Source organism: Phytoactinopolyspora mesophila, from assembly GCF_010122465.1.
In the GTDB taxonomy this organism is placed as follows: Bacteria; Actinomycetota; Actinomycetes; order Jiangellales; family Jiangellaceae; genus Phytoactinopolyspora; species Phytoactinopolyspora mesophila.
Map to the genome: position 1 here is coordinate 39863 of NZ_WLZY01000015.1, position 23726 is coordinate 63588.

The 23726-nt window shown below is 67.4% G+C and carries 20 protein-coding genes and 1 riboswitch; of the genes, 3 read left to right on the plus strand and 17 right to left on the minus strand.

From position 1 onward, the window contains the following. Window positions 1–168: 168 nt before the first annotated feature. The 6 genes from F7O44_RS27690 to ppk2 form a co-directional block, all read right to left on the minus strand. Window positions 169–834 (minus strand): TenA family protein, encoded by a 666-nt coding sequence (locus tag F7O44_RS27690; protein WP_162453570.1) that lies wholly within the window; start codon window positions 832–834, stop codon window positions 169–171. 157 nt (window positions 835–991) lie between these two features. After that, the gene (gene thiD, locus F7O44_RS27695; protein ID WP_162453571.1) at window positions 992–1822 is read right to left on the minus strand and encodes a bifunctional hydroxymethylpyrimidine kinase/phosphomethylpyrimidine kinase; all 831 of its coding nucleotides are present in this window, start codon (window positions 1820–1822) and stop codon (window positions 992–994) included. Next, entirely contained in the window at window positions 1819–2469 is a 651-nt protein-coding gene (thiE, locus tag F7O44_RS27700) for a thiamine phosphate synthase (protein ID WP_162453572.1), read from the minus strand. Before thiE ends, thiD begins: the two co-directional genes overlap by 4 nt. Beyond that, window positions 2466–3272 carry a hydroxyethylthiazole kinase gene (gene thiM / locus F7O44_RS27705; RefSeq protein ID WP_162453573.1) on the minus strand — a complete coding sequence of 269 codons (807 nt, stop codon included), beginning with the start codon at window positions 3270–3272 and terminating at the stop codon, window positions 2466–2468. The genes thiE and thiM overlap by 4 nt, the downstream gene beginning before the upstream one ends. Before the next feature lie 59 nt (window positions 3273–3331). Beyond that, a riboswitch (TPP riboswitch) is annotated at window positions 3332–3425 on the minus strand. A gap of 228 nt (window positions 3426–3653) precedes the next feature. Next, window positions 3654–6719 (minus strand): glycoside hydrolase family 2 TIM barrel-domain containing protein, encoded by a 3066-nt coding sequence (locus tag F7O44_RS27710; RefSeq protein WP_162453574.1) that lies wholly within the window; start codon window positions 6717–6719, stop codon window positions 3654–3656. 83 nt (window positions 6720–6802) lie between these two features. Further along, window positions 6803–7585, minus strand: coding sequence for a polyphosphate kinase 2 (ppk2, locus tag F7O44_RS27715; RefSeq protein ID WP_162453647.1), 783 nt, complete (start codon window positions 7583–7585; stop codon window positions 6803–6805). Between the two features lie 289 nt (window positions 7586–7874). On the opposite strand from ppk2, the gene F7O44_RS27720 reads away from it, so the two are divergent. Then, window positions 7875–8522 (plus strand): phosphotransferase, encoded by a 648-nt coding sequence (locus F7O44_RS27720; protein WP_162453575.1) that lies wholly within the window; start codon window positions 7875–7877, stop codon window positions 8520–8522. A gap of 28 nt (window positions 8523–8550) precedes the next feature. Here the strand turns inward: F7O44_RS27720 and F7O44_RS27725 are convergent, their stop codons facing one another. From F7O44_RS27725 to F7O44_RS27745, 5 genes are all read right to left on the minus strand, one after another. After that, on the minus strand, window positions 8551–9411 hold the full coding sequence (locus F7O44_RS27725; RefSeq protein ID WP_162453576.1) for an LLM class flavin-dependent oxidoreductase: 861 nt from the start codon (window positions 9409–9411) through the stop codon (window positions 8551–8553). A 206-nt stretch (window positions 9412–9617) separates the two neighbouring features. After that, complete coding sequence (locus F7O44_RS27730; protein ID WP_162453577.1) at window positions 9618–9998, minus strand: VOC family protein; 381 nt, start codon at window positions 9996–9998, stop codon at window positions 9618–9620. Between the two features lie 149 nt (window positions 9999–10147). After that, entirely contained in the window at window positions 10148–12142 is a 1995-nt protein-coding gene (locus tag F7O44_RS27735; protein ID WP_162453578.1) for an ABC transporter ATP-binding protein, read from the minus strand. Next, window positions 12139–13872, minus strand: a complete 1734-nt coding sequence (locus F7O44_RS27740; RefSeq protein ID WP_162453579.1) for an ABC transporter ATP-binding protein — start codon at window positions 13870–13872, stop codon at window positions 12139–12141. Before F7O44_RS27740 ends, F7O44_RS27735 begins: the two co-directional genes overlap by 4 nt. A gap of 95 nt (window positions 13873–13967) precedes the next feature. Further along, window positions 13968–14654 (minus strand): TetR family transcriptional regulator, encoded by a 687-nt coding sequence (locus tag F7O44_RS27745; protein WP_162453580.1) that lies wholly within the window; start codon window positions 14652–14654, stop codon window positions 13968–13970. Window positions 14655–14927: 273 nt separating this feature from the next. Here F7O44_RS27745 and F7O44_RS27750 point away from each other — a divergent pair, with 273 nt between their 5' ends. Then, the gene (locus tag F7O44_RS27750; protein WP_162453581.1) at window positions 14928–16877 is read left to right on the plus strand and encodes an anthranilate synthase family protein; all 1950 of its coding nucleotides are present in this window, start codon (window positions 14928–14930) and stop codon (window positions 16875–16877) included. Here the strand turns inward: F7O44_RS27750 and F7O44_RS27755 are convergent. Continuing rightward, the gene (locus F7O44_RS27755; protein ID WP_162453582.1) at window positions 16843–17475 is read right to left on the minus strand and encodes an alpha-ketoglutarate-dependent dioxygenase AlkB; all 633 of its coding nucleotides are present in this window, start codon (window positions 17473–17475) and stop codon (window positions 16843–16845) included. The two genes, F7O44_RS27750 and F7O44_RS27755, sit on opposite strands and share 35 nt — an antisense overlap. Window positions 17476–18074: 599 nt before the next feature. Between F7O44_RS27755 and F7O44_RS27760 the strand changes: the two genes are divergently transcribed. Further along, a complete protein-coding gene (locus F7O44_RS27760) occupies window positions 18075–18611 on the plus strand; it encodes a flavodoxin family protein (RefSeq protein ID WP_162453583.1) in 537 nt (178 codons plus the stop codon). 47 nt (window positions 18612–18658) lie between these two features. Here the strand turns inward: F7O44_RS27760 and F7O44_RS27765 are convergent, their stop codons facing one another. From F7O44_RS27765 to F7O44_RS27785, 5 genes are all read right to left on the minus strand, one after another. Then, window positions 18659–19111 (minus strand): YdeI/OmpD-associated family protein, encoded by a 453-nt coding sequence (locus tag F7O44_RS27765; protein ID WP_162453584.1) that lies wholly within the window; start codon window positions 19109–19111, stop codon window positions 18659–18661. A gap of 69 nt (window positions 19112–19180) precedes the next feature. After that, window positions 19181–20140 carry an inorganic phosphate transporter gene (locus F7O44_RS32160; protein WP_162453585.1) on the minus strand — a complete coding sequence of 320 codons (960 nt, stop codon included), beginning with the start codon at window positions 20138–20140 and terminating at the stop codon, window positions 19181–19183. Window positions 20141–20239: 99 nt separating this feature from the next. Next, the gene (locus F7O44_RS27775) at window positions 20240–20905 is read right to left on the minus strand and encodes a DUF47 domain-containing protein (protein ID WP_162453586.1); all 666 of its coding nucleotides are present in this window, start codon (window positions 20903–20905) and stop codon (window positions 20240–20242) included. Window positions 20906–20987: 82 nt separating this feature from the next. Continuing rightward, window positions 20988–22040: a 2-hydroxyacid dehydrogenase gene (locus F7O44_RS27780; RefSeq protein ID WP_162453587.1), complete on the minus strand. Its 1053-nt coding sequence runs from the start codon at window positions 22038–22040 to the stop codon at window positions 20988–20990. A gap of 133 nt (window positions 22041–22173) precedes the next feature. Continuing rightward, window positions 22174–23664 carry an FGGY-family carbohydrate kinase gene (locus F7O44_RS27785; RefSeq protein ID WP_222851771.1) on the minus strand — a complete coding sequence of 497 codons (1491 nt, stop codon included), beginning with the start codon at window positions 23662–23664 and terminating at the stop codon, window positions 22174–22176. Between the last annotated feature and the right edge of the window lie 62 nt (window positions 23665–23726).

The following is a 23726-nucleotide window of genomic DNA, read 5'->3' on the forward strand; positions in this document are numbered from 1 at the left end:
AGCTCTGCATGGGTCTTGGGCGAGCGCGACACTGGGCCCGATCGCTGTCGATTGTAGCCGTTACGTTTCGTCGCCGCGACATTCTCCCGCCCCACGCCGATCATCGTCGAGCGGATCGGCGTAGGGCAAACGGCGGCTTCATAACGCGGTGGCCGGTGCGGTCGCAGCTCAGGGCGCCGGCCACGTCTCGCCCCGGTAGGAGGCGTCCCAGAACATCCACTCGAATCTCGACGCACGGGAGTAAGCGTCGTGCATCTGTTCGAGCCGGGCCGGGTCGGTTCCTGCTTGCTGATCGACGAGCTCCTGGGCGCGCCGCGTGTCTTCGGCGAATGCGTCGTCGCCGTAGGTGGCCAGCCATGCGGCATAGGGATGGTCCGGCCGCTGCGCCAGGACGTCGGCCAGATGCTGGCCGACTTCGGCATAGATCCGGAAACACGGCAGTAATCCGGCCATCGCCACCTCGACCGGCGCCAGCGAGGCATCGGCTTGCAGGCTGTTCACATAGGCCAGACACGTCGGCGTCGGCTCGGATTCGAGATTGTCCAGCTCCATGCCGGCTTCGTCGAGGAACGACGCGTGCAGCATCCGCTCGGCCTCAACGGCTCCCGCGGCGAACCGCGCGATGGCCGCGGCACCGTCCGGTTCAGGCCAGCGCGCTGCCGTGGTCGCCAGCGCTCGCGAGTACCGCGCCAGGTAGTGCGCGTCGTCGACCATGTAGCGCAGGAATATCTTGCGGTCGAGCGTGCCGTCGCCGAGTTCACGCACAAACGGGTGGGCCAGGATCGCGTCATACCAGGGTTTGGCTCGGTTCCAAGCGTCGGCGGAAAAACTCATACCAGGTGTCACTCCTTTATCAGCGGCGCGTACTCGGTCTCAGTGATCGTGTGCAGCTTCCTGCCTTCGAAGCCCGTGATCGTGTGCGAGATTCGGTCGCTATCACGACGAAAATCCGCACACGATCACCGGACTTGGGGCTGAATCGCGCACACGATCACCGGGGTTGGGGGTGCGGTTGAGCCGGCGGTGTGTTCCAGGCGGCGTGAAAGTGGTGCACCGGGCCGTGGCCTCCGCCGACGTCCAGCGAATCGGCCGCGCGCAGCGCGTCGGTGAGATACCGCTTCGCGTCGGCGACGGCTTGCGGCAGCGGTACGTCGAACGCCAGGCCGACCGCGATCGCCGAGGCGAACGTACAGCCCGTACCGTGCGTGTTCTTGGTGGCGATCCGCGGTTCCCGGAGTTCGTGGACGCCGTCGGCATCGACCAGCACATCGACCGCCTCGGGACCGTCGTCGTGCCCGCCTTTGACCACCACCGCGGCCGGGCCCAGCTCGAGCAGCGCGGCACCGGCCTCGGCCATGCGCTCCGGGGTCACCTTGTCGATTCCCAGCAGCGTCGCCGCCTCGGGCAGATTCGGCGTGATGACGCTGGCCACCGGCAGCAGCCGCTCCCTGATGGCCGCGACGGTCTCGTCCGAGACGAGCCGGTCGCCTGACGTCGCCACCATGACTGGATCGACGACGACGTGGCGCACACCATATCGACGCACGGTGCCGACGACGGCGTCCACCACATCCGGGCCGCCGAGCATCCCCGTCTTGACGGCACGCACGTCGAGGTCGTCGAACAACGCCGTCAGCTGGTCGGCGACGAACTCTCCCGGAACGGGCAGTACGCCGCTGACGCCACGGGTGTTCTGCGCGGTGAGCGCCGTCAGCGCCGCCGTGCCATAGGCGCCGAGCGCGGAGAACGTCTTCAGATCGGCTTGGATGCCGGCACCGCCGGAGGGGTCCGAGCCCGCCACGGACAAGACGATGGGAATCATGGGGTGGCTCCTCGAAGTGCTTCGTCGACCGCGGCACGCAACCGCGCCGCAGCGGCTTGTGGATCGTCGGCCCCGAACACCGCCGAGACCACGGCTACGCCGTCGGCGCCCGCCCTGATCACTTCAGCCGCACGTTCCGGTGAATTGATGCCGCCGATCCCCACCAGCGGAAGATCAGTGGCCCGGCGGATCGCGGCGACGCCAGGCGGTCCGAGCGGGTGTGCCGTGTCGGTCTTGGTCGGCGTTACCCACACCGGGCTGGCCGCGAGATAGGAACTGGCCGCGAGCTGCTCGGGCGGCATCCGCTCCGGGTCTTCGACCGACCAGCCGACGACGGCCGCGGGTCCCAGCACCTCCCGGGCCACAACGGGAGCGACATCATGAACGCCCACGTGCACCCCTATGCCGACCTTCCGCGCAACATCCAGCCGGTCGTTGACCACCAGGGGCACCCCGTGCGGTTGCAGGACATCACGGAGCTGAGCGGCCCGCAGCAGGAGCTCGTCGTCGGTGGCCTGTTTGTCGCGCAGCTGCACCAACGTCGCGCCTCCCCGCACTGCCGCCAGGCAGCTCTCGATCAGGCGGGGCGGCGGGGTCAAGGAAGGCTCGGTGACGACGTAGAGCCGGACGTCGAGGGTTCCCCTCATGAGATCCGCACTCCGTCCAGGACAGACTGTTCGTCGAGACCATGCAGCTCGTCGAGGAGACGCCAGCGCAGCGAGCCAGGACCAGCGGCCTGTGCCGCGGCCCGCTCGCCGGCCAGGCCGAACACCGCCAGTGCCGACGCGGTGGCGACCATTGGTTCGGCGGCCGTCGCGACGAAAGCACCGACCATGGCGCTGGCTGCGCACCCCATGGCCGTGACCCGCGCCATCAGCGGGTCACCACCCTCGACGCGTAGTGTGTTGCGCCCGTCGGTGACGATGTCGACGTCGCCGGTCACGGCCACGACACCGCCGGTGCGGGCGGCGAGTTCGATGGCTGCTTCCACGGCGTCGGCGGACTCGTCGGTGCTGTCTACCCCCTTGCCGCGCCCCGCTGCTCCGGCGAGCGCCAGGATTTCGCTGGCGTTGCCCCGCACCACGGTGGGCCGCAGGGGCAGCAGGTCGGTGGCGACTTTGACGCGGTACGCCGTGGCACCGACGGCCACCGGATCGAGCACCCACGGGACACGCCGCTCGCTTGCGACACGAGCGGCGCCGAGCATCGATTCCGCCCACTCCGGCGAGAGGGTGCCGATGTTGACGACGACAGCGCCGGCGAGCTGAGCGAACTCGGCTGCCTCTTCCCTGGCGTGGACCATAGCCGGCGAGGCACCCGCGGCCAGGAGCACGTTGGCGGACAGGTCCATCGCGACATAGTTGGTGATGTTGTGCACCAGCGGTCCGGCACGGCGTACGTCGTCGTAGGCCGCCCAGACGTCAGCCGGAGACGGTGCGGTCGCGGCCATCACGCTCTCCTTCCCTGCCGGGAGCGAGGGCCGCTGGACGGCGGATGCGATTAGGGCATCCGCACCCCACCTCGGCTCCCTGCGCCGGCATGACCCGGATCAGGTTCGGCGGGTGTGTTCTCAGCCTCAGTCGAGGCACCCCGGCCGATCGGTACATTTCCCAACCTACCGCACTCGCCATCCCGCCCCACACCAGCCGGTCCGCCTCCCCGACTCCGTAGCCCGAACCTGCAACCCGCCCCGCATCAAGTTCTGATGATCTTGGCCGACCGCACCCTTCGAACCCCTTGAAAGCTGCGATCGGCCATGATCAACGCGGATCGTCGGGACAGCGCTCGGCAGAGACGCGGGTCGGGCCATGCGAGCGAGCCTTAGCGCGGCTCAGGTCATCGAGCGGAGAACGACGGCGAAGCGCAGAGGCTCCGCCCGCAGCTCGTACCGCGGAAGCGTGCCCGGGCCACACGAACCGCTACCGATACCGTGCTGGACCGCATCCAGGTTGACGTAGACCCGGTCCCGGGCGACGAGCTCATGCGGGTGCCGCGCGGCATCGAGGTCCGCACTGGTCCAGCGCCGCGCCGTCAGCCCGAACACCGGGGCGCCTTCGATGCGCAACCCGGGCCGCCCACCACCCGGCATTCCGGCCGCACCAGCCGCACCGGCGCGGCCGGTGATATCGGCCCAGCGGACGTCGATGCGGTGGCCGTTCTCCTGAGGGAAGACGTAGTTCGTCTGCATCTCGTCGACGGTGGCCGAGTAACGGCCGACCCGCACCGCCTGCCGGGTATCCGGATAAGCCTCGCCCGGTCCGTACCCGAACCACGTCACGTGGTCGATGTCAGCCGGCAGTGCCAGCCGCACACCGACACGCGGCAGCGGAATGTCCGGCCAGACCCCGTCCGGCGTGACGTCCACGTCGAGGCGCAGTGCGTCGTCAGCAGCCAGAGACCACCGGTAGGTCGTCACCAGGCCGAACGCCCGGCCGGCCGGAGCCAGCCGCGCCCGGACCACAAGTGCGTCGCCGTCCGCGGTGACGTCGTCGGCCCGGTGCAGCATGCGATGTAGACCGTAGCGCCGCCAGTTCGCCGCGGGAGTGTGCTGCTGACCGTCGTCGTTGTCCGTGGGCGCGCGCCAGACGTCGAGCAGTGGCCCGTCGAGCTCTGTGCCGCCGATCCGTACAAGCCGACCGGAGGCAGCGTCGAACTCACCGTTTCCGAACCGGAGCATCCCGCCATCGGGCTCCAACGACGACGCTCCAGCCGGAGCGACAACCGCAGCCTCTGCCCCGCCGGCGGGTTCGGCGCCAGAATCAGCTCTACCGGTATCTGTGCGTCCTTGACCCCAAGCGATCTCATGCCCGGCCGGCGCCCAGGCGGTGTCCGCCCCCAGGACCGCGCGGACGGTGAGCCAGGTCTCGCCCGTGGTCGCGGGCACGGCTATCGCAACGTCCGCGGACCCGTCCGGCGCGAGCGGCGGCACGTCCAGGTCGCCGGTGGTGACGCTCACACCGTCTTCCTCGAGTGTCCAGCTGAACGAGAAACCCGACGTGTCGATGAAGTCGTGCAGATTCCGCACCCGGACCGCCACCTCCCCGGGCGCCGGTCCGGCCGACGTATCTCCCGGAGCACCCGTGTGCCCGACGTCGATCCGCAGCGGCTCGATCACCTTCGCGTACTCGAGGAGGCCGGGTGAGGGCGTGCGATCCGGGAACACAAGACCGTCGGCGATGAAGTTGCCGTCGTGCAAGGGTTCGCCGAAATCGCCACCGTAGCCGAAGAACTCCTGGCCGGATTCGTCGTGGGTACGGATGCCGTGGTCGATCCATTCCCACACGAATCCACCCTGGCAACGCTCGTATGTCTCGAAGAGCCGCTGGTACTCCGTGAGCCCTCCGGGGCCGTTGCCCATGGCGTGGGCGTACTCACACAGGATGAACGGCTTGGCCCGACGGGCGGCATCCTGTTCGGCGTCATCCAGCGGCTTCTCGATCCGCCGCCCGATCTCCTCCACTTCCGTGGGGGCGGTGTACATCCGGCTGTAGACGTCGGAGCAGATGGTGGTCCAGTCGCGTTCGTAATGCACCGGCCGGGACGGATCGTGCCGCTTGGCCCACTCGTACATGGCGACGAGGTTGGCGCCGGACCCGGACTCGTTGCCCAGCGACCACATGACCACACTCGGGTGGTTCTTGTCCCGTTGCACCGTCCGGGCCATTCGATCAAGGTAAGCGTCGCGCCAGCGTTCGTCGTCCGATGGGTTGCCGCGCCAGTCCTCGTAGTGGAAACCGTGCGTTTCCAGGTCGCACTCGTCGATCACGTAGAGGCCGTACTCGTCGCACAGGTCGAGAAACCGCGGATGCGGCGGATAGTGGCTGGTGCGCACCGCGTTGATGTTGTGCCGCTTCATCAGCAGGACGTCATCGAGCATGTCCTGCTCGCTGACCACGCGACCGCGGTCCGCGTGGAACTCGTGCCGGTTCACGCCCCGGAACAGGATTCGCCGGCCGTTGACCTTGAACACGCCGTCTTCGATCACGATCCGGCGGAAGCCGATCCGCAGCGCGATCCGCTCCCCGGGCGTGACCAGTTCCGCGTCGTACAGCCGCGGTGACTCCGCACTCCACGGCTCGACGCCGGCGACGACGACGTCCTCCCCTACCGGCGCGTCGATGCCCAGCTCCGGCACCAGGACCCGTGCAGCGTTGCGTCCTGCGGAGTGAGCGTCCGGACCCTCGCTATGCAGGACGCTGCCGACGACGTCGACCCGCAACCGGCCCTCGCCACTGACGTGGTCGAAGTCGGCATGCACGGTGACGTCGTCAACCGTGTTCTCAGGACGAGCCAGCAGCGTGACGTCACGGAAGATGCCAGACATCCACCACATGTCCTGGTCTTCCAAGTAACTCGCCGCGGACCATTGATGTACCCGCACGGCCAGCACGTTCTCCTCGCCGACACGCACGGCCCCGGAGACGTCGAACTCGGCAGACAGCCGGCTGCCGGTAGCGAAACCGAGTTCGACACCGTTCAGCCAGACCTTGAAGCACGAGTCCACGCCGTCGAAGCGTAGGACAACTCGCTGACCGGCCATGCTGTCCGGCACGGTGAAGGCACGCCGATACTGACCGGTCGGGTTCTCCTCCGGCGGCCACGGCGGATCGAGCGGAAACGGATAGATCGTATTGGTGTAGGCGGGTGCTCCGTATCCGTGAAGCTGCCAGTGCGAGGGCACCGGCAACCTCGCCCAGCCGGAGTCGTCGTACCCGGGCTCCCAGAATCCCTCGGTGCCCGCGGCGACAGTCGGTACGAGTTCAAAAGCCCACTGTCCAGACAGCGACATCGACGGCGCGTCGGAGACAAAGTGGGCACGTGGTGGGAGAAGGCCCGAGCTCGGCGCGAAGGAAGCGTAGTACGGCACGCGTGGTCCTCTCATTGGGGGCGACGACATGAGCAGATACTCACACAATGTCACCCTATTCCAAACACAGATGCACAATAACGTGCACCCAGCGTCGAGGACTGGCGGCTACGTCACCCCAGCGAGGCCGCGTGATCCGGAACGTACGTCTGCAAGTCCCTGGGCGGGCGCTCGTATCCGGAGCCGGGTGGCCGCGGCGGCAGCTCCACCGACGGCTGTTGCACCTCGTGGTACGGAAGCGAGGAGAGCAGGTGGGCGATCATGTTGATGCGGGCGCTGCGTTTGTCGTCGCTCTCGACCACGTACCAGGGCGCTTCCGGGATGTCGGTGTGAGTGAACATGTCATCCTTGGCCCGCGAGTACTCCTCCCAGCGGTTGATCGACTCCACGTCCATCGGCGAGAGCTTCCAGCGGCGCATGGGGTCGTCCAGGCGGGAGCGGAACCGGCGTTCCTGTTCGGCATCACTCACCGAGAACCAGTACTTGCGCAGCAAGATGCCGTCCTCGACCAGCAGCCGTTCGAAGATCGGGCACTCCCGGTAGAACCGGATGTACTCCTCCCGGGTGCAGAAGTTCATCACCCGCTCGACGCCGGCGCGGTTGTACCAGCTGCGGTCGAACAGCACCATCTCCCCGGACGCCGGAAGGTGCTCGACATAGCGCTGGAAGTACCACTGGGTGCGCTCCCGGTCCGACGGGGCCGGCAGCGCCACCACCGGAGCGATGCGCGGATTGAGGTACTGCGTCACCCGTTTGATGACGCCGCCTTTACCTGCCGCGTCTCTGCCCTCGAAGATGACGACGAGGCGAACGCCTTCGGCCCGGACCCATTCCTGCAGCTTCACCAGCTCTGCCTGCAGGCGGAACAGCTCGTTCTCGTAGAGCTTCTTCTTCAATCGCCGGGGCCGCGGTGCCGGTTTTCCCGTTCGCGGCGCGGCCTTGCCAGACGTCTCGCTGGAGGCCTTGCCCACAGCTCCGTCCTTGCCCGCCTGCGCTTTTCCACTCTTCTTCGCCACCGAAGTCCTCCTCACCAACAGCGAACCGGTCCCAGCCGCCGTCCCGGCATCGCGTTCGGGCCGCGCCCGTTATCACCTGACACTAACGGCAGCGAGCAACCCCGCGTCGCGGGCCCGCCGGGGTTCTCCACGCCTCCGCCAGTCACCAGGGGGCCACTACGCTTGCGCCATGCACACGTTCCTCGCGTCCGGCCGTGACGCGGACGTGTTCGTCGTCGGCCCGGGCCGGGTTCTGCGCCGCTACCGGGACGGTTCGGACGTCGCGCCCGAGGTCGCCGTGATGGCACACGTCGGAAGACACGGATTCCCAGTGCCGACCGTCTTTCGGTCGGAGGGGCCGGACCTCGAGATGGAACACCTGGATGGCACCACGATGCTCCAAGCCCTCGTGAACGATGACATACGCTCCGACGACGCCGCGAGCATCCTCGCCGACCTGCACCGGCGCCTGCACGCGATTCCGCCGATGGGAATGACGAGCGTCGGCCAGCATGTACTGCATCTGGATCTGCACCCGGACAACGTCCTACTGACCAGCGGCGGGCCTGTCCTCATCGACTGGCGCAACGCTGCCGCCGGCGCACCGGAGCTCGACGTCGCGCTGAGCGCACTGATCTTGGCGCAGGTCGCCGTCGAACCCATCGACATGGCACCGCGCGCCGCCGAGCTCCTGGACCACTTTCTCGCCCGGGCACCTGACAGTCCCACGGTGATGCTCGACGACGCGGTACACATCCGGGCGGGCAACCCCACCCTCACTCCAGGCGAGCTGGGCAGGCTGGGCAGCGCTGCGGACCTGCTCCGGGCCAAGGTCTAGCGGCGCCGGGCATCAAACGTTGCCTGCCTCAGAGACCGACGACATCGGCCAGCAGATCCACCTGTTCCGGGTCCGGATCGTTCCCCATGAAGATCAGTTCGTCGCAGCCGATGCGGCTGAACTCGTCAACGGCGGTGGCGATCTGCTCCGGCGACGTGTAGGCGATCGAGACGCCATACCGGGCATACTCCTCGCCCGCGAAGGCGTAGTACGGCTCGATGGCGGCCGACACCGCATCGGTCGCGTTGGGGCCCAGCGCGTACATCACCGACGCCACGATCCGGGGCGATCCGCCGCGGCCCGCCTCCGACCACGCCTTGTCGAGTTGGGGCATGAAGTCTTCGACATCGTGCACGGTCGCGTCTCCGGCGATCCATCCGGTCCCGTGTGTGACGATGCGCCGAAGGGCCGCACGCGAACCGCCGCCGAAGAGCAGTGGCGGACCACCAGCCGTCGCCGGTCGCGGGCCGACCGGGTCGTCGCCGGAGGCGAAGATGGCGGCCAGCCGGTCCAGAAGGGCGTCGAACTGCCGGCCGCGGGTGGTGTAGTCCACACCGCTGAGCGCGAAGTCGTCGTCTCGCAAGCCCGGCGCGAGGCCCAACTCGAGACGATCCGGTCCGGCAAGCTGGTCGAGGGTCGCCACGGCCTTCGCGAACAACGCGTGATTGGCTCGCAACGGCGCCAGCAGCACACTCGTGAGCAGCCGGATCCGCGTGGTCGCACCGGCCATCGCGGCCAAGGTGACCATCGGCTCCGGGGTGGGCCAAGCCAGGCGGTCGCTGACGCTGAGTGTGGAGAATCCCCGCGACTCAGCGCGGCGCGCCCACTCCACCAGCGTCCGGCCGTCCGACCACGATGCATGTCCCGGCAGCCCGATCCCGATCTTCACGTTGTGTTTGCCCTTCGAAGAGGCTTCCGCTGCCTCGGTGGATGGCACCGACCGGCAGCGGCTGACGCACATCATCCTCAAACATCAAGTTAAGTTGAGGTCAAATCAGCTAGGCCGGACACTTACCCGATGGTGGGCAGTCCTGGACCGTCGTGGGTCTAGCCGAGGTGCTCGGCGAAAAGGGGCGGCCCTCCGTGCGTCAGAGTTCAGCGCTGGTCGACAATACAGAACTCGTTGCCCTCCGGATCGAGCATGACCGTCCACCCCTCCAGCTCCGCCTGCACAGATGCGCCGATCCCCACCAGGCGGTCCACCTCCGCCTGCCGGTCCGGCGTGGCGAGATCGAGATGCAGGCGGTTCTTGGTAGTGGGCTTCGGCTCCGGAACTTCCTGGAAGAACAATGTGGGTCCCGGCCCCCCGACGGCGACGGTGGGGTCAGTCTCCGGTGTGAAGCCGAGCTTGGCCAGCCGTTCGATCTCGGCGTCGTCATACGGGAGAACGTCATAGTCGTCTAGCGCCGCGGCCCAGAACCGAGCCAGAGCCGACGCCTTGCGGCAGTCGACGACGATCTCATCCAGCCTGGCCATGCCACTCCGCTCACATGCGCTCGAATCAACCGGACGCTATCGCTTCGCTGTGACCATCAGCAACGGATTTTCCCGCCCATTCGCCGCTGATCGTCAATGACGATGCCGAAACGGACCCCCGTCACCTGGGCTCCGTTTCGACCCGCCCACTACATGGGCGACACGTCGTGGATCGCGGGAGCGGTGAACTGGCTGTTGTGCAGCTCATAGTAGGCACCGCGCCGGCGCAGCAGCTCAGTGTGCGACCCCTGCTCGACGATCTGCCCGTGCTCCATCACGAGGATCACGTCGGCGTCGCGGATGGTGGACAGCCGGTGAGCGATGACGAAGCTCGTCCGGTTCGACCGCAGCGCCGCCATGGCCTCCTGCACCAGCACCTCGGTGCGAGTGTCCACTGAGCTGGTCGCCTCGTCGAGAATCAGGATCTCCCGGTCGGCGAGGAACGCCCGGGCAATAGTGATCAGCTGCTTCTCGCCTGCACTGACGTTGTCGCCTTCCTCGTCGATCACGGTGTCGTAGCCGTCGGGAAGCGAATGGACGAACCGGTCGACGTACGACGCGCGGGCGGCGGCCAGGATCCGCTCCTCACTCGCCTCCGGGTCGCCGTAGGCGATGTTCTGCCGGATGGTGCCACCGAACAACCAGCTGTCCTGCAATACCATCCCGATCCGGGACCGCAAGTCGTCGCGGGTCAGCTCACTGATGTCGGCTCCGTCCAGGGTGATCCGCCCGCTCCGTAGCTCGTAGAACCGCATGATCAGGTTGACGAGGGTTGTCTTGCCGGCACCAGTGGGGCCGACGATCGCCACCGTCGTTCCCGGCTCGGCCACCAGGGACAGGTCCTCGATCAACGGCTCGTCCGGGTCGTAACTGAAAGACACGTTCTCGAACGCGATCCGGCCTCGCGGCTCTGCGATCCGAGCGGGCTCGGCCGCTTCGGCGTCCTGTTCCTGCTCGTCCAGCAACTCGAAAACGCGCTCGGCCGAGGCGACGCCGGACTGCAGCAGATTCGCCATCGCCGCCAGCTGGGTCAGCGGCTGGGTGAATTGCTGCGTGTACTGGATGAACGCCTGCACCTCCCCCAGGCTCATCGAACCGGACGCGACCCGGAGCCCGCCGACCACCGCGATCGCTACGTAGTTCAGGCTGCCGACGAACATCATCACCGGCCGGATGATGCCGGAGATGAACTGCGCTTTGAAGCTCGCCTCGAACAGCTCGTCGTTCTTCTCCCGGAAGGACTCCTCGACTTCCGCCTGCCGGCCGAAGACCTTCACCAGCGCATGTCCGGTGTAGGCCTCTTCGACCTGCGCGTTGAGCTCGCCGGTGTGCTTCCACTGGGCGATGAATTGCTTCTGCGAGCGCTTCGCGATGAGGGCCGTGACGACGATCGACACCGGAACCGTCACCAGCGCGATCAGCGCCAGCAATGGCGAGATGATGACCATCATGGTGATCACCCCGAGGACGGTGAGCAGTGAGGTCAGCATCTGGCTCAAGGTCTGGGTCATGGTCTGCGACACGTTGTCGATGTCGTTGGTGACCCGGCTGAGCACATCTCCCCGCGGGCTGGCATCGAAGTACCGCAGCGGCAGCCGGTTGAGCTTCGTCTCGACGTCGGAACGCAGCCGGTACATGGTGCGCTGGACGATCTCGTTGATCAGGTAGGCCTGCAGCCAGCCGAACAGCGACGCACCCACGTAGAGCATCAGCACACCGGCCAGTACCCACCGCAGCGCCTCGAAGTCCACCCCTTGGCCCGGAACCACGTCCATCCCGGTGAGCATGTCGGCGAAGGTGTCCTGACCGTCGGCGCGCAGATCGTCGATGGCTTCCTCGCGCGTGAGGCCCTCAGGCAGCCGCCGCCCGATCGCGCCGGAGAAAATCAGGTCCGTCCCGTACCCGAGGACACGCGGCCCGAGCACATTGAGGCCAATGCTGACGATAGCCAGACCAATCACGAGGAACACGCCACGACGCTCTGCTCGCAGCCGGCCGAGTAGCCGCTTGGCCGACGGCCCGAAGTTCATCGGCTTCTGCGGCGGCGCAGCCATACCGCCCATGCCACCCGGCCCGCGAACCGGCGTGACATTAGCGACCGGACGCGGCGACGCCTGGCCCTCCGTGGTCTTCGACGTGCTCATGCCGGCTCCTCCACGGTGAGCTGTGATTCGACGATCTCCGCATAGGTCGGACAGGTGGCGAGCAGCTCGTCGTGCCCGCCAAGGCCGACGACGGCGCCGTCCTCGAGCACGAGGATCTGGTCGGCGCTGGCAACGGTGGACACGCGCTGCGCGACGATCACCACGATCGCCTCCGCCGTGTATGGCCGCAGCGCCGCACGGAGCCGGGCATCCGTGGCCAGGTCCAGCGCCGAGAACGAGTCGTCGAACAGGTAGATGTCCGGCCGGCGCACCAATGCCCGCGCGATGGCGAGCCGCTGCCGCTGACCGCCGGACACGTTGGTGCCGCCCTGGCTGATCGGTGCGTTCAGTCCTTCGGGCATCGCCTCGACGAACTCGCGAGCCTGGGCGATCTCCAGCGCCCGCCAGAGCTCGTCGTCAGTCGCATCCGGCTTGCCGTAGCGCAGGTTGCTCGCCACGGTGCCGGAGAACAGGTACGCCTTCTGCGGCACCAGGCCGATCCGTTGCCGCAGCGCGTCCGGATCGATGTCCCGGACGTCGATCCCGCCGACGCGTACCGCGCCCGAGGTCGCGTCGATCAGCCGCGGTATCAGGCTGATCAGCGTCGTCTTGCCGGACCCGGTACTACCGACCACAGCGATGGTCTCTCCCGGCCCGGCGCGCAGTTCCACGCCCCGCAGCACCGGTGCCTCCGCGCCGGGAAAGGTGAAGCCCGCGCCAGCCAGCTCCAGCCCGGCTTCGTCCGGAAGTTCATTCACCGGTTCCGCCGCGGTGACCACGGAGGAGTCGGTTGACAGAACCTCGGTGATGCGCTCGGCCGACACGGCGGCCCGCGGCACCATGACCACCATGAACGTGGCCATCATCACCGACATCAAGATCTGCATCAGATACGCGAGGAACGCTGTGAGCGCCCCCACTTCCATCGCGCCGGCGTCGACACGCTGACCGCCGAACCACAACACGGCCGCACTCGACACGTTCAGCACCAACATCACGAACGGGAACAGCAAGGCCATCAGCCGTCCCGCCCGCAGCGCGGTACCGGTCAACGCGGCATTGGCTTCGGCGAACCGGTCTGTCTCGTACGGCTCACGGACGAACGCCCGCACCACCCGAACGCCGGTGATCTGCTCCCGCAGCACCCGGTTCACCCGGTCGATGCGTTCCTGCATGGCGCGGAACTGCGGAACCATCCGCCGCGCGATGAGCAACGTGCCGGCCAGCAGCACCGGCACGCTGACCAACATCAACGAGGACAACTCGACATCTTGGCGCAGCGCCATGATCACCCCGCCCATGGCCATGATCGGCGCCATCACCATCATGGTGGCGGTCATCATCACCAGCATCTGGACCTGCTGGACGTCGTTGGTGCTGCGGGTAATCAGCGACGGCGCCCCGAACTGCCCTACCTCACGGGCGGAGAACATACCCACGCGGTGAAACACCGCGCCGCGAACGTCTCGGCCGAACGCCATGGCCGTACGAGCACCGAAGTACACCGCGGCGACGATGGTGACCACCTGGACGAGCGTGACCAGCAGCATCCAGCCGCCGGTCGTGACGACGTAGTCCGTGTCGCCCTGGGCGATTCCGTGGTCGATGATGTCGGCGTTGAGGCTCGGCAGATACAGCGCGGCGAGCGTGCCGAACACCTGCAGAACGACGACGGCCGCCAGCCAGGACCGGTATGGGCGTAAGTAGGTCCGTAGAAGACGGATCAGCATGAACGTGACTCCTGTGAGTGGTGCTGATGGAACTGTGCGGTGGCGCGGGCAGCGGCCGTCGTCGTTGCTGTTGGGGTTCGAGGAGTGGTCCTGGGTCAGGGAGAGGGGTCCGCACCGGTGGCCGCGCCGGCGGCGGACGCGTCGTCGTCGTGAATTCGAATCCCGTCGAGGAGGAGGGCGACGATCTCGGCCGGCGTCAGCAGCGGACCATCCGCCAGCCGCGGATTCGAACCGCCGAAGGCGATGATGCGCAGGAGCCGGGCGGCGTGATCCGGATCGACGCGCAGCGTGTCCCGGTCCGGCTCGAAAAGCTTGACGAGAAGCTCATGTAAACGCCGGTGCTGCTCAAGATGCTCCTGGGACTGGCCCATCGGGAAATTGGCCCGGCCGATGACCGATGCGAGCTGGACAAGGCTGGTCATCCGCTGCTGCAGTAGCTCGGCGGCCCACCGCAGCCGCTCGGGCAACGGCGAGGTCAGATCGATGACCAGCAGCTTCTGCTCCATGTCCCCAGGCTGCAATGCGGCCTGAACCGCCTGCGTGAGCAGGTCCTCCTTGGTGGCGAAGGCTCGGAAGATGGTGCCCTCGGCGATGTCCGCGGCCTCGGCGATCTGGCGAGTGCTGATGTCGAATCCGTACTCACGCACCAGCGGAATGGTGGCGGCAATGATCGCCTCCCGGCGTTCTTCGGGAGACATCGCCTTGGCCCTCTTGCGACGTGTGCCGCAGCTACCGGGGCGCTCGTCCTGTCGCTCGTCGGGCTTGCCTGACGTGTCTGTCACGCCTCCAATCATAAATGAGTGAGAACTCACTCACAACTCATCGGTGATCGCCGGGCGGCTGAGACATCCCAGCCACAACGGTCCGCACCGTCGCCGGGCACGGACCTGCTAGTGTGACCGCCCATGTACGCATCCACGCACGGTTCCTGGTGGCGCGCCGACTAGGCGGCGCCCACAGACGCGTACATCCACGTAGCGACCGCCTCGCCGCAGGCGGTCGTCGTGTTATCCGGCTTCCCCTCGGTCGAGGCGTCCCGACCTGAAGGGATCACCATGATCAGCCGGCTCACCGAGCTCTTCAACCAGCCTGTTCCACCGCCATTCGCCGTATTGAACCGGAGCGAGGGCCCCGGCGTCGAACTCCTCTTCGGTGAAGTCCGCGACGTCGCCAGCCTTGCCGAGATACCGCCTCCACCTGGCCAGGAAGGCGGCGATCCAGCCGTACTGGCGCTGGTTCCGTACCGGCAGATCGCCGAACGCGGGTTCGCCGCTCACGACGACGCCACGCCGCTGCGGTGCCTGATAGCCACCGAGCGCGTCGTCCTCGACCGCGACGAGGTCATCGCCGCGCTGCCCGCGGATCCGGTGGACATCGTCGGCAACGGGTTCGACATCGACGACGACACTTACGCCGCGATCGTCGGAAACGTGGTCCGCGACGAGATCGGACACGGAGCCGGGGCAAACTTCGTGATCCGCCGCGACTATCGCGCGCGGCTCACCGGTTCGGTACCGCACACGGCGCTGCGGCTCTTTCGCCGGCTACTGACCAGCGAGCCGAACGCCTATTGGACCTTCGCCATCCACGCGGGAGACGTGACGATGGTCGGTGCCACCCCTGAACGACACGTGAGCGTCACCGGTGGCACGGTCGTCATGAATCCCATCAGCGGCACGTACCGCGCTCCGGACAGCGGAGCCACAACCGATGGGCTGCAGCGCTTCCTCGCCGACCCCAAGGAGACCGAGGAGCTGTTCATGGTGGTCGACGAAGAACTCAAGATGATGAGCCACATCTGCGACCAGGGCGGGCAGGTCCTCGGGCCGTATCTCAAGGAGATGGGGCACTTGGTGCACACCGAATACCTACTGGAGGGCCGGACCGCCCTCGACATCCGGGACGTGCTGCGCGAAACCATGTTCGCTCCGACCGTCACCGGGTCGCCGATCGAGAACGCGGCCAGGGTGATCACCCGATACGAACCGACAGGTCGCGGCTATTACGCCGGAATGGCCGCGCTGATCGGGCGCGATCCCCGAGGCCGCCCGGCCCTCGACGCACCCATCTTGATCCGCACTGCCTACCTAGAGCCGGACGGGCGGATTCACGTGCCCGTCGGAGCCACGCTGGTCCGGCATTCGGTGCCCGAACACGAGGTCGCCGAGACACACGCCAAGGCTGCTGGCGTGCTCGCCGCACTCGGACTGCGCGCTTCGCCGAAGGCTTCGACGAGTACCGGCCGCTTCGCCGAGCATCCTGGAATAGCCCAGGCCCTTGACCGCCGCAATTCCGCGTTGGCACCCTTCTGGCTGCGTCGGCAGGCTCCGGAAGAACGCCCCCTGTCGGCCGACGCGGCTGGATGCTCCGCACTGATCGTCGACGCTGAGGACCGCTGGACGGCCATGCTCGCGCATCTGCTCGGCAGGATCGGCATGCGCACGGACGTACGGCGCTGGGACGGCACCTTCGACGCCGACGACTATGACTTGCTGATCGCCGGACCAGGCCCAGGCGATCCGCGTGACACGACGGATCCACGTGTGATGCGCCTGCGCCGGCTGATGAGCGACCGGATGACATCAAGGCGCCCGATGCTCGCGGTGTGCCTCAGCCACCAGATCCTCGCCGGACTTCTCGGGCTACCAATCACCGCTCTTGCGCAGCCCCACCAGGGCACCCAGCGAAAGATCGAGCTCTTCGGCCGCTCCACGCTGGTCGGCTTCTACAACACCTTCGCCGGCTTCCTGCCCACGCCGGTAACCACGCCGGCAGTGGCTGGAAACTACCTCGGCACGGCTATCGCCCTCGAGGTCGCGGCCGACGTCAAGACCGGAGAACTCCACGCGATGCGAGGGGCGGGATTCGCGTCCGTGCAGTTTCACCTGGAGTCGATCCTCTCCACCGAGGGCGTGGATCTACTGGCGGAAATAGTCGGTGATCTCCTTCGCGCGCATCAACATGCCGGCCTCACGCAACCCCGCGTGGACGGAATTGAACGCTGATCCGTGGACCGACGGGCCGGGCGGTCTTGGGCACCGCATGCTCCCATGTGCGCTGGCACGAGCCGCCCATCACCAGCAGATCACCATGCCCGATCGAGTACCGCAATGTGTCGCCGCCGCCACGAGGACGCAGCAACAGGTTCCTCGGCTCGCCCAGCGAGAGGATGGCCACCATGGTGTCTTCGTGTTTGCTGCGCCCGATAGTGTCGCCGTGCCAGGCCACGCTGTCTTTGCCGTCGCGGTAGAAACACAGTCCAGCGGTTCGGAAGGGTTCGCCGAGCTCATCCCGGTAGTGCCCGCTCAGCGCATCCCGCGCTTGCGTCAGTACCGGATGCGGGAGCGTCGCGTCTTCGCCGTACCAACAGACCAGCCGGGGCACGTCGACGACGCGTTCATACATCTGCCGGCGCTCCGCCCGCCACGGGACGTCCTCGCAGAGACGACCGAAGAGTTCATCAGCGCCCCGCACCCACCCTGGCCGGAGGTCGACCCAGGCCCCCGCGCTGAGGACCGTACGGCGCACCGAGCCGCCCAGCTCGGATACGCAGGACTGACCCGCCGGACCGTCGAACAGCGACGCCTGCAATGTGACCGACATGTCTCAACCATACACGGAAATCGAACACCTGTTCCATCCCCAGCTGGTGTTCCATCACCCGGCTTGCCGGTGACCACCACCCCCCAACACTCACAGATCGTTGGCGGATTCTTGCGGTCGTCCGTTGGCGAACCGCAGGTGAGATTCACGAGCCACAGCAGGAGAGTTATCTGGGGGTCCGGCTGACCTCTGTGACTTTCCGCAGGTCACCACCTGTCTGCGATCGATGTGACATCGAAGGGCCGAGCTCGGTCACGTGAGGTGCTCTGCGCCTGGGCAGGCGCAGAGCCCGGGCGGAGCCGCACGTCGCCGTCGGGGCCGGGGTGGTAGACCGGCCCCGACAGCGACCGCCAGTCCGGCGTTGTCGTCGGTGAAGCGCCGGGCCGGCATTGAAGCGACGACGCGCGGTTCACAGGTGGACGTCACGTAGACGACATCGTTGAGGCCGTACGTCCACCCCCACATAAGCAAACCGCCAACGATCATCGGGAAGCGGCGGGATGCCGCAAACGTCCGCGCAAGTCGGGACTTTCGGCCCTGCCCGGGACCGGCCCCGCGGCCGCATCCTCTAAGTGACCACCCATCCGAGGAGCCGGCCCATGCGCGCACTCATCGTCTACGAATCCATGTTCGGCAACACCTTCGCCATCGCCACATCGATTGCCGAGGGCCTCGCGCCCCACATGACGGTGGAGGTCGTGGAAGTGAGTGAAGCGCCGACCGAGCTCGGGCCTGATTTCCAGCTCATCGTCGTCGGTGGCCCCACCCACGCCTTCGGCATGTCGCGGCCCGACACCCGGCGGACGGCTGCTGACAAGACGGAGAACGAGCTGGTCTCGCCAGGTGGAGGCATCCGTGAATGGCTCGAGGCCATGTCGCACGTCTCGCCACGCACCGCCGCCGCCACATTCGACACGCGAGTGAACCGCCTTCGCGTCCCGGGCTCCGCGGCACGGGCCGCGGCACGGCGACTTCGCCGGCTCGGTTTCGACATCATCGCGCGCCCGCAGAGCTTCCGCGTCACCGAAATGACCGGACCGACAGTGGACGGGGAGATGGAGCGCGCTGCCGAATGGGGCCTCATGCTGGGCGCCGAGGAAGCCAAGCGGAACGTCGACCGAAGCAGCACCACGTAACACGCTGAGGGAAACGAGACCATCGGGTCAATCGAGCAGGCCGAGTGTCATGCGCCGCGAAGCTGCTGGAGCGCTTTGACCGCCCGGGCGTCGCGTGTCTCCTGGCGCTTGGCCCCGGCCACCCAGGCCGCATACTCCTTCTGGCGCGAGTAGGAGAGCGAGTTGTACGCAGCTCGTGCCTCGGGATCGGTGGCGAGCGCGTCGGCCAGTTCTGTCGGAGTCTCGACCTCCCGCGGCGCGTCGTCGTACCCGATCCGTACCTGCACGGTATCGCCTACATCCACCCCCAGCTCGGCGCGCTGGTCCTTTCGGAGCCCCACCCACCCCGCGCCGCCGTAGACCGCAACCGTGGTCCGGAACCACGGCCCGCCATTGACAGAGACACGCACCGGAGCACGCGCTTTGCCGAACGCGCCTTTCGGGTCGAACGGCAGCTTGAAACCGCATCCCGGCCCGGCGTCCTGGCCCACCAGGGCCGCCTCGAACTCGCGCACGGACATGCCAACATTCTGCACAACATTCGCAGGATTCGTCAGATGAAGAGTCTGGCGCGCTGCCCAGGCTCGCGCTCAGCTCGTCAGCGCCGCCACGGCCAGCCCGGCGAGAGCGGCGAGGCCGAAGCTCGCCGGAAGCGTCACCACCCATGCCATCCCCAGATTGCGCACCACGCGCCAGCGCACCCGCCGGATACTGTCGTGTACTCCAGCACCGAGCAAACCTCCGGCGATGGATTGCGTCATGCTCACCGGTGTCCCCACAGCTGCGCTGCCCAGGACCGCCGCGGCAGCGGAAAACTCGGCGGTGACGGTATGCGTGGCACGGGTGCTCAGAATGCCGTTGCCGACGGTCCGGGCCACCTTGGGCAGTCCGAGCAGCGCGCCGACGACGAACGCGACAGCCACCACCAGGTATACCCACCAGGCCAGCGACACGCCGTGCCCGCCGGCGACGCTGGCAGCGAAGAACAGCACGAGGATCTTCTGGCCGTCGTTGGCGCCGTAGGCGGCGCATTGCGCGGCGAACGCGGCGATGTGGGCCCGGCGCACCGTCGACAAATAGGTCCCACCGCGCAGCGAGCGCCATACCCATGCACCGAGCAACGCCAGAAGCATACCCACCACCGGCGCGGCAAGCCCGATGCCCAGCACCCGCAGGACCGTGCTCCACCCGACGGCCAGCCCGGCTCCGATACCTCCTCCGGCGATGCCACCGATCACGGCGAGCGTCAGGCTGGTCGGCAGGCCGAACCAGGCCAGCGCGGTCACCACACTTACGGCAGCGAGGAACCCGACGGCCAGCGCCGTCGCGCCGTCAGGGTCGGCCGGGACGATAGAGCTGAGCATGGTGCGCGCGACCGCCGTGCTGATCAACAACGGGTAGGCGACGAGCGCCGCGGTCAGCATCAGCAGGCTGATGGTCACCGACAGGCCGGGGACCCGCAGACCAGGGGCGATCAATGCGCCGCCGTCGTTCGCACCGGTCACGATGGCAAACGCGATCGCGACGGCGATCAGCACCTCAGGCGCCACTGTCCTCCTTCACCTGTCCCGACGCCGCTGAGGCGCGCGTGTCATCAATGCGTGTCGCCCACCGCCTGGTGGCCAACACGCGCTGGTGCTCTGTTACCCCTAGTAGCCGCGCTTGAGCGCGCCATCGGTGAGAACGTCGGCAGCCTCGTTGATCCGGATTCCGACCATGTCCAAGCGCTTGATCAGTTCCCGGTGCTTGAGCGCCCGCGGCGAGACACCACCATCGATGATCTTCGCGAATTCGTCCTGGTAAGCGCGGCCGATCATCCGAGCGGCCTTCTTCGCCTCCAGCGCCTTGAGCGGCACCCGCTGTGGCTTCGTCCAGAGCGACTCGACCGCGTCGTCGAGAGATTCGATCGCCGCGACCACGCTGTCCAGGAACGGCCGGTAGGTCCGGCGCTTCTCGATCTGGTAAAGGTCTGCTTCCCGGACGAAGTCGCGGATGGTGTCCAAAATGTCGTCGATGGACCGCGACAGCCGGAACAGGTCCTCGCGGTCCAGCGGCGCGACGAGCGTCCGAGACAACTGTTCGACCAGTTCCGCGCGCTGCTCGTCGCCGCGATGCTCGATTTCGGCGATCTGGGCGCGCGCTTCGGCCGGATCGATCTTCTTGCTCACCATGGCCTTCGTCAGAGCGGCGCCTTCACGGGCGGCGCGCACCTGTCCGGTCAGCGCGGCAGACAGGTTCGAGTCTCCGCGGGCACGCCACGACGTCTTCAAACGCCGCCAGGGTGCCTTCATCGTCGACCTCTCTTCAATAGCCATTCATCTTCCGTTCACCTTGTGTTTACCTTACGTCCACTCCCCATTGTCTCACGTTCCCGGCTCGGGAGGTTTAACCGTCCCTTTACCCAGTTCGCCCGGCTTTGGGATTAACGACGCCAGGAAGTTCTCGATCCTCGACGAACGCGGCCACGGCAGCCGCCGCCAGATCGGCGGCGCGATGTGCGGTCTGCCGGGTCGCGCCGGCCAGATGCGGCGTCATGACCACTCGGTCGGAGGACAGTAGCGGCCATCCCTCGGGTAGCGGCTCAGCAGGGAAGACATCGAGCCCGGCACCGGCCACCTGCCCGGTCTCCAGAGCGTCGGCAAGTGCCTCGTAGTCGACCAGTCCGCCACGTGCGGTGTTGACCAGGTAGCTGCCGGGGCGCATGGCACCTAGCGTCTCCCGGTTGATCATGTTCGCCGTCTCAGGCGTCAGCCGGGAGTGCAAGGTGACGACGTCGCTACGCGACAGCAGTGCGGGTAGGTCCACGAGCTCGACACCGGGCGGCAGGTCCGCGGGATCGACGAACGGGTCGCTCACGATCACGGTGGCGTCGAACGCCTGCAGGATCCGGGCTACTCGGCGACCGATCGCGCCGTAGCCGATGAGCCCGACGGTCGAGCCGGACAGCTCCGAACCGCACTCGTCGTACGCGTAGAGATCGCTGCGCCACTGACCGGCCGCCACCCCGTTGTGAATCCGTGGGATGGCCCGCAACGTGCTCAGCATCAGGGTCACGGCGTGCTCGGCCGCGGCTACCGCGTTGCGCCCGGCCGTATTGCACACGAGCACTCCCCGCTCCGTGGCCGCCTCGACGTTCACGTTGACCGGGCCGCCGCGGGTGCAAACGATCAGCTTCAGCGCCGTGGCGGCGTCGAGCACCCGGGTGGTGAACGGCGCCATCTGAGTGACGACGATCTGGGCGTCCCCCACCAGCTCAGTCAGGCTCTCCTCCACGTCGGACGCCTCATCCACCTCACCCACCTTGCCGAACGGCACGAGAGGCCACGGCAGGGTCATCGTGCGGATGTCCAGCTCGTGCTGCCGCGGTACCTCACGGCGCAACCGGTCCTCAAGGATGTCGTTGCGCACGAAATGATCCCCGGCCAGCAGGATCGGCCACTGTTCGTTCATCTCACTCCTCATCGTTCTCGTCCTCGCACTCGCTCTCCCACCCCTTATCGGTGATCGTCAGTGCGTTGTGGTCGCAAGTTGGTGATCAACAGTGCGGTGCGGTGGTTGTTTCGCGACCACAACGCACTGACGATCACCGGGACCAGTGAGCGCGAGCGTGGTCGACCCGGTCCAGGTAGTCGCCGAAAGCGTCGTCATAGTGCTGGCGGTGCGCCGCGGCCGGCTCGACGGTACGGCGCGGAATCGGCCAGTCCGGTGTCTCGCCGCGTGACTCCAAGGCAGAGAGCACCGCGCCGTAGGCTCCAGCCTGCGGCACATCCACCACCTCCAGCGGCCGGCCAAGCACGTCGGCGAACAACTGCGTCCACGTCGCGCTCTGGGCCCCGCCACCGCAGACCGCCAGCCGGTCACCCAGTCCGGCGGCGTCAAAGCAATGCCGGGCCGCGAACGCCAAGCCCTCACAGAGACCGCGCACGAGATCCGCGCGCGAGGTGGAGAGGTGCAACCCGTCGAAACGCCCACGTGCCGACGCCTCCACGAATGGTGCTCGCTCGCCCGACTCCGACCAGTACGGCAGCACCCGGACGCCCCGTGCACCAGGTGGCGACCCGTCGAGCAGGTCGGTCAATTCGGCGACCGACGAACCCGTGATGTCCAGCAGCCAGCCCAGCGACGCAGTCCCCACCATGGCCGGCATCGCTCGCATCCACCGGCCCTCGTTCCACATACCCAGCAGCAGCCCGGCCCGATGTGGGATGGGTGACGGGTCGGCGGTCACCACCTGGCAGGCCAGCGTCGTGCCGATGATCAGCAGCCCGTCGCCGGGGTCGACGACGCCGCTGCCCCGCGCCGAGGCCAGCAGGTCGTACGGTCCGGCGCTCACCATCGTCCCGGCCGGGAGTCCCAGCAGGGCCGCGCCCTCACCGGACAGCGGCGCTGCCGGACCACCGGAGGTCACCACCGGTGGCAGCAGGTCCGCTCGGTGTGCCAGCCCGCAAGCGCGCAGGATCTCGTCGTCGTATTCGCGACGGTGCGGGTTGAGAAAGGGGTAGGAGGCATCCGAGACATCGACGAGCCGCTCACCTGTCAAGCGCCGGAAGACCATGCCCACGCAGTGGGTAGCCGTCGTCGCCCGATCGAGCACATCGGGCTCCTGCCGGTCCAGCGCGGCCAGGATCGCCCCGGATGCCCCGGGGAAAACCATGCCGCCGTTTCGTTCGAGGATGAGGTCGGCGGTGCCGTCCCGGTCCCATCGCCGCACGACGTCCGCCGCGCGACCGTCCAGCCAGGACGCGGCCGGGCGGACCGGAGCACCGTCGTCGTCGTGCAGCCAGCAGCCGTCGCCCTGTCCGGTCAGTGCTACCAACGCCGGCGCCGACGGCAATTGACCGACCACGGCCCGAACGACTTCGGCCACCGAGTCGACCACCGCGTCGATGTCCTGCTCCACCCGCCCGTCGCCCGGATAGAGCAGCTCGGTCGGCACGCCGTGCACACACAGTTCAGCGCCGGACTCGTCGTACCCGACGGCCTTGGTCACCGACGTCCCGATGTCGACCCCGATGTACATGAGCGCTCCTTCCTGATCGTTGGCGGCAACGCGCGCGACTCGTCCCGTGATCATGAGCAGCTCCGCGCCTCCGCTCCCGGTGATCATGAGCAGATCTGCGTCGCCATAGCGTCACG

Excerpts from the sequence above, each read along its gene's own strand:
- F7O44_RS27690 (WP_162453570.1), bottom strand. The coding sequence starts at position 834 with ATGAGTTTTTCCGCCGACGCTTGGAACCGAGCCAAACCCTGGTATGAC.
- F7O44_RS27775 (WP_162453586.1), bottom strand. The coding sequence starts at position 20,905 with ATGGCTATTGAAGAGAGGTCGACGATGAAGGCACCCTGGCGGCGTTTG.
- F7O44_RS27760 (WP_162453583.1), top strand. The coding sequence starts at position 18,075 with ATGCGCGCACTCATCGTCTACGAATCCATGTTCGGCAACACCTTCGCC.
- thiM (WP_162453573.1), bottom strand. The coding sequence starts at position 3,272 with ATGGCCGCGACCGCACCGTCTCCGGCTGACGTCTGGGCGGCCTACGAC.
- thiD (WP_162453571.1), bottom strand. The coding sequence starts at position 1,822 with ATGATTCCCATCGTCTTGTCCGTGGCGGGCTCGGACCCCTCCGGCGGT.
- thiE (WP_162453572.1), bottom strand. The coding sequence starts at position 2,469 with ATGAGGGGAACCCTCGACGTCCGGCTCTACGTCGTCACCGAGCCTTCC.
- F7O44_RS27780 (WP_162453587.1), bottom strand. The coding sequence starts at position 22,040 with ATGAACGAACAGTGGCCGATCCTGCTGGCCGGGGATCATTTCGTGCGC.
- F7O44_RS27730 (WP_162453577.1), bottom strand. The coding sequence starts at position 9,998 with ATGGCCAGGCTGGATGAGATCGTCGTCGACTGCCGCAAGGCGTCGGCT.
- F7O44_RS27720 (WP_162453575.1), top strand. The coding sequence starts at position 7,875 with ATGCACACGTTCCTCGCGTCCGGCCGTGACGCGGACGTGTTCGTCGTC.
- F7O44_RS27735 (WP_162453578.1), bottom strand. The coding sequence starts at position 12,142 with ATGAGCACGTCGAAGACCACGGAGGGCCAGGCGTCGCCGCGTCCGGTC.
- F7O44_RS27765 (WP_162453584.1), bottom strand. The coding sequence starts at position 19,111 with ATGTCCGTGCGCGAGTTCGAGGCGGCCCTGGTGGGCCAGGACGCCGGG.
- F7O44_RS27785 (WP_222851771.1), bottom strand. The coding sequence starts at position 23,664 with ATGATCACGGGACGAGTCGCGCGCGTTGCCGCCAACGATCAGGAAGGA.
- F7O44_RS27750 (WP_162453581.1), top strand. The coding sequence starts at position 14,928 with ATGATCAGCCGGCTCACCGAGCTCTTCAACCAGCCTGTTCCACCGCCA.
- F7O44_RS27755 (WP_162453582.1), bottom strand. The coding sequence starts at position 17,475 with ATGTCGGTCACATTGCAGGCGTCGCTGTTCGACGGTCCGGCGGGTCAG.
- F7O44_RS27740 (WP_162453579.1), bottom strand. The coding sequence starts at position 13,872 with ATGCTGATCCGTCTTCTACGGACCTACTTACGCCCATACCGGTCCTGG.
- F7O44_RS27710 (WP_162453574.1), bottom strand. The coding sequence starts at position 6,719 with ATGTCGTCGCCCCCAATGAGAGGACCACGCGTGCCGTACTACGCTTCC.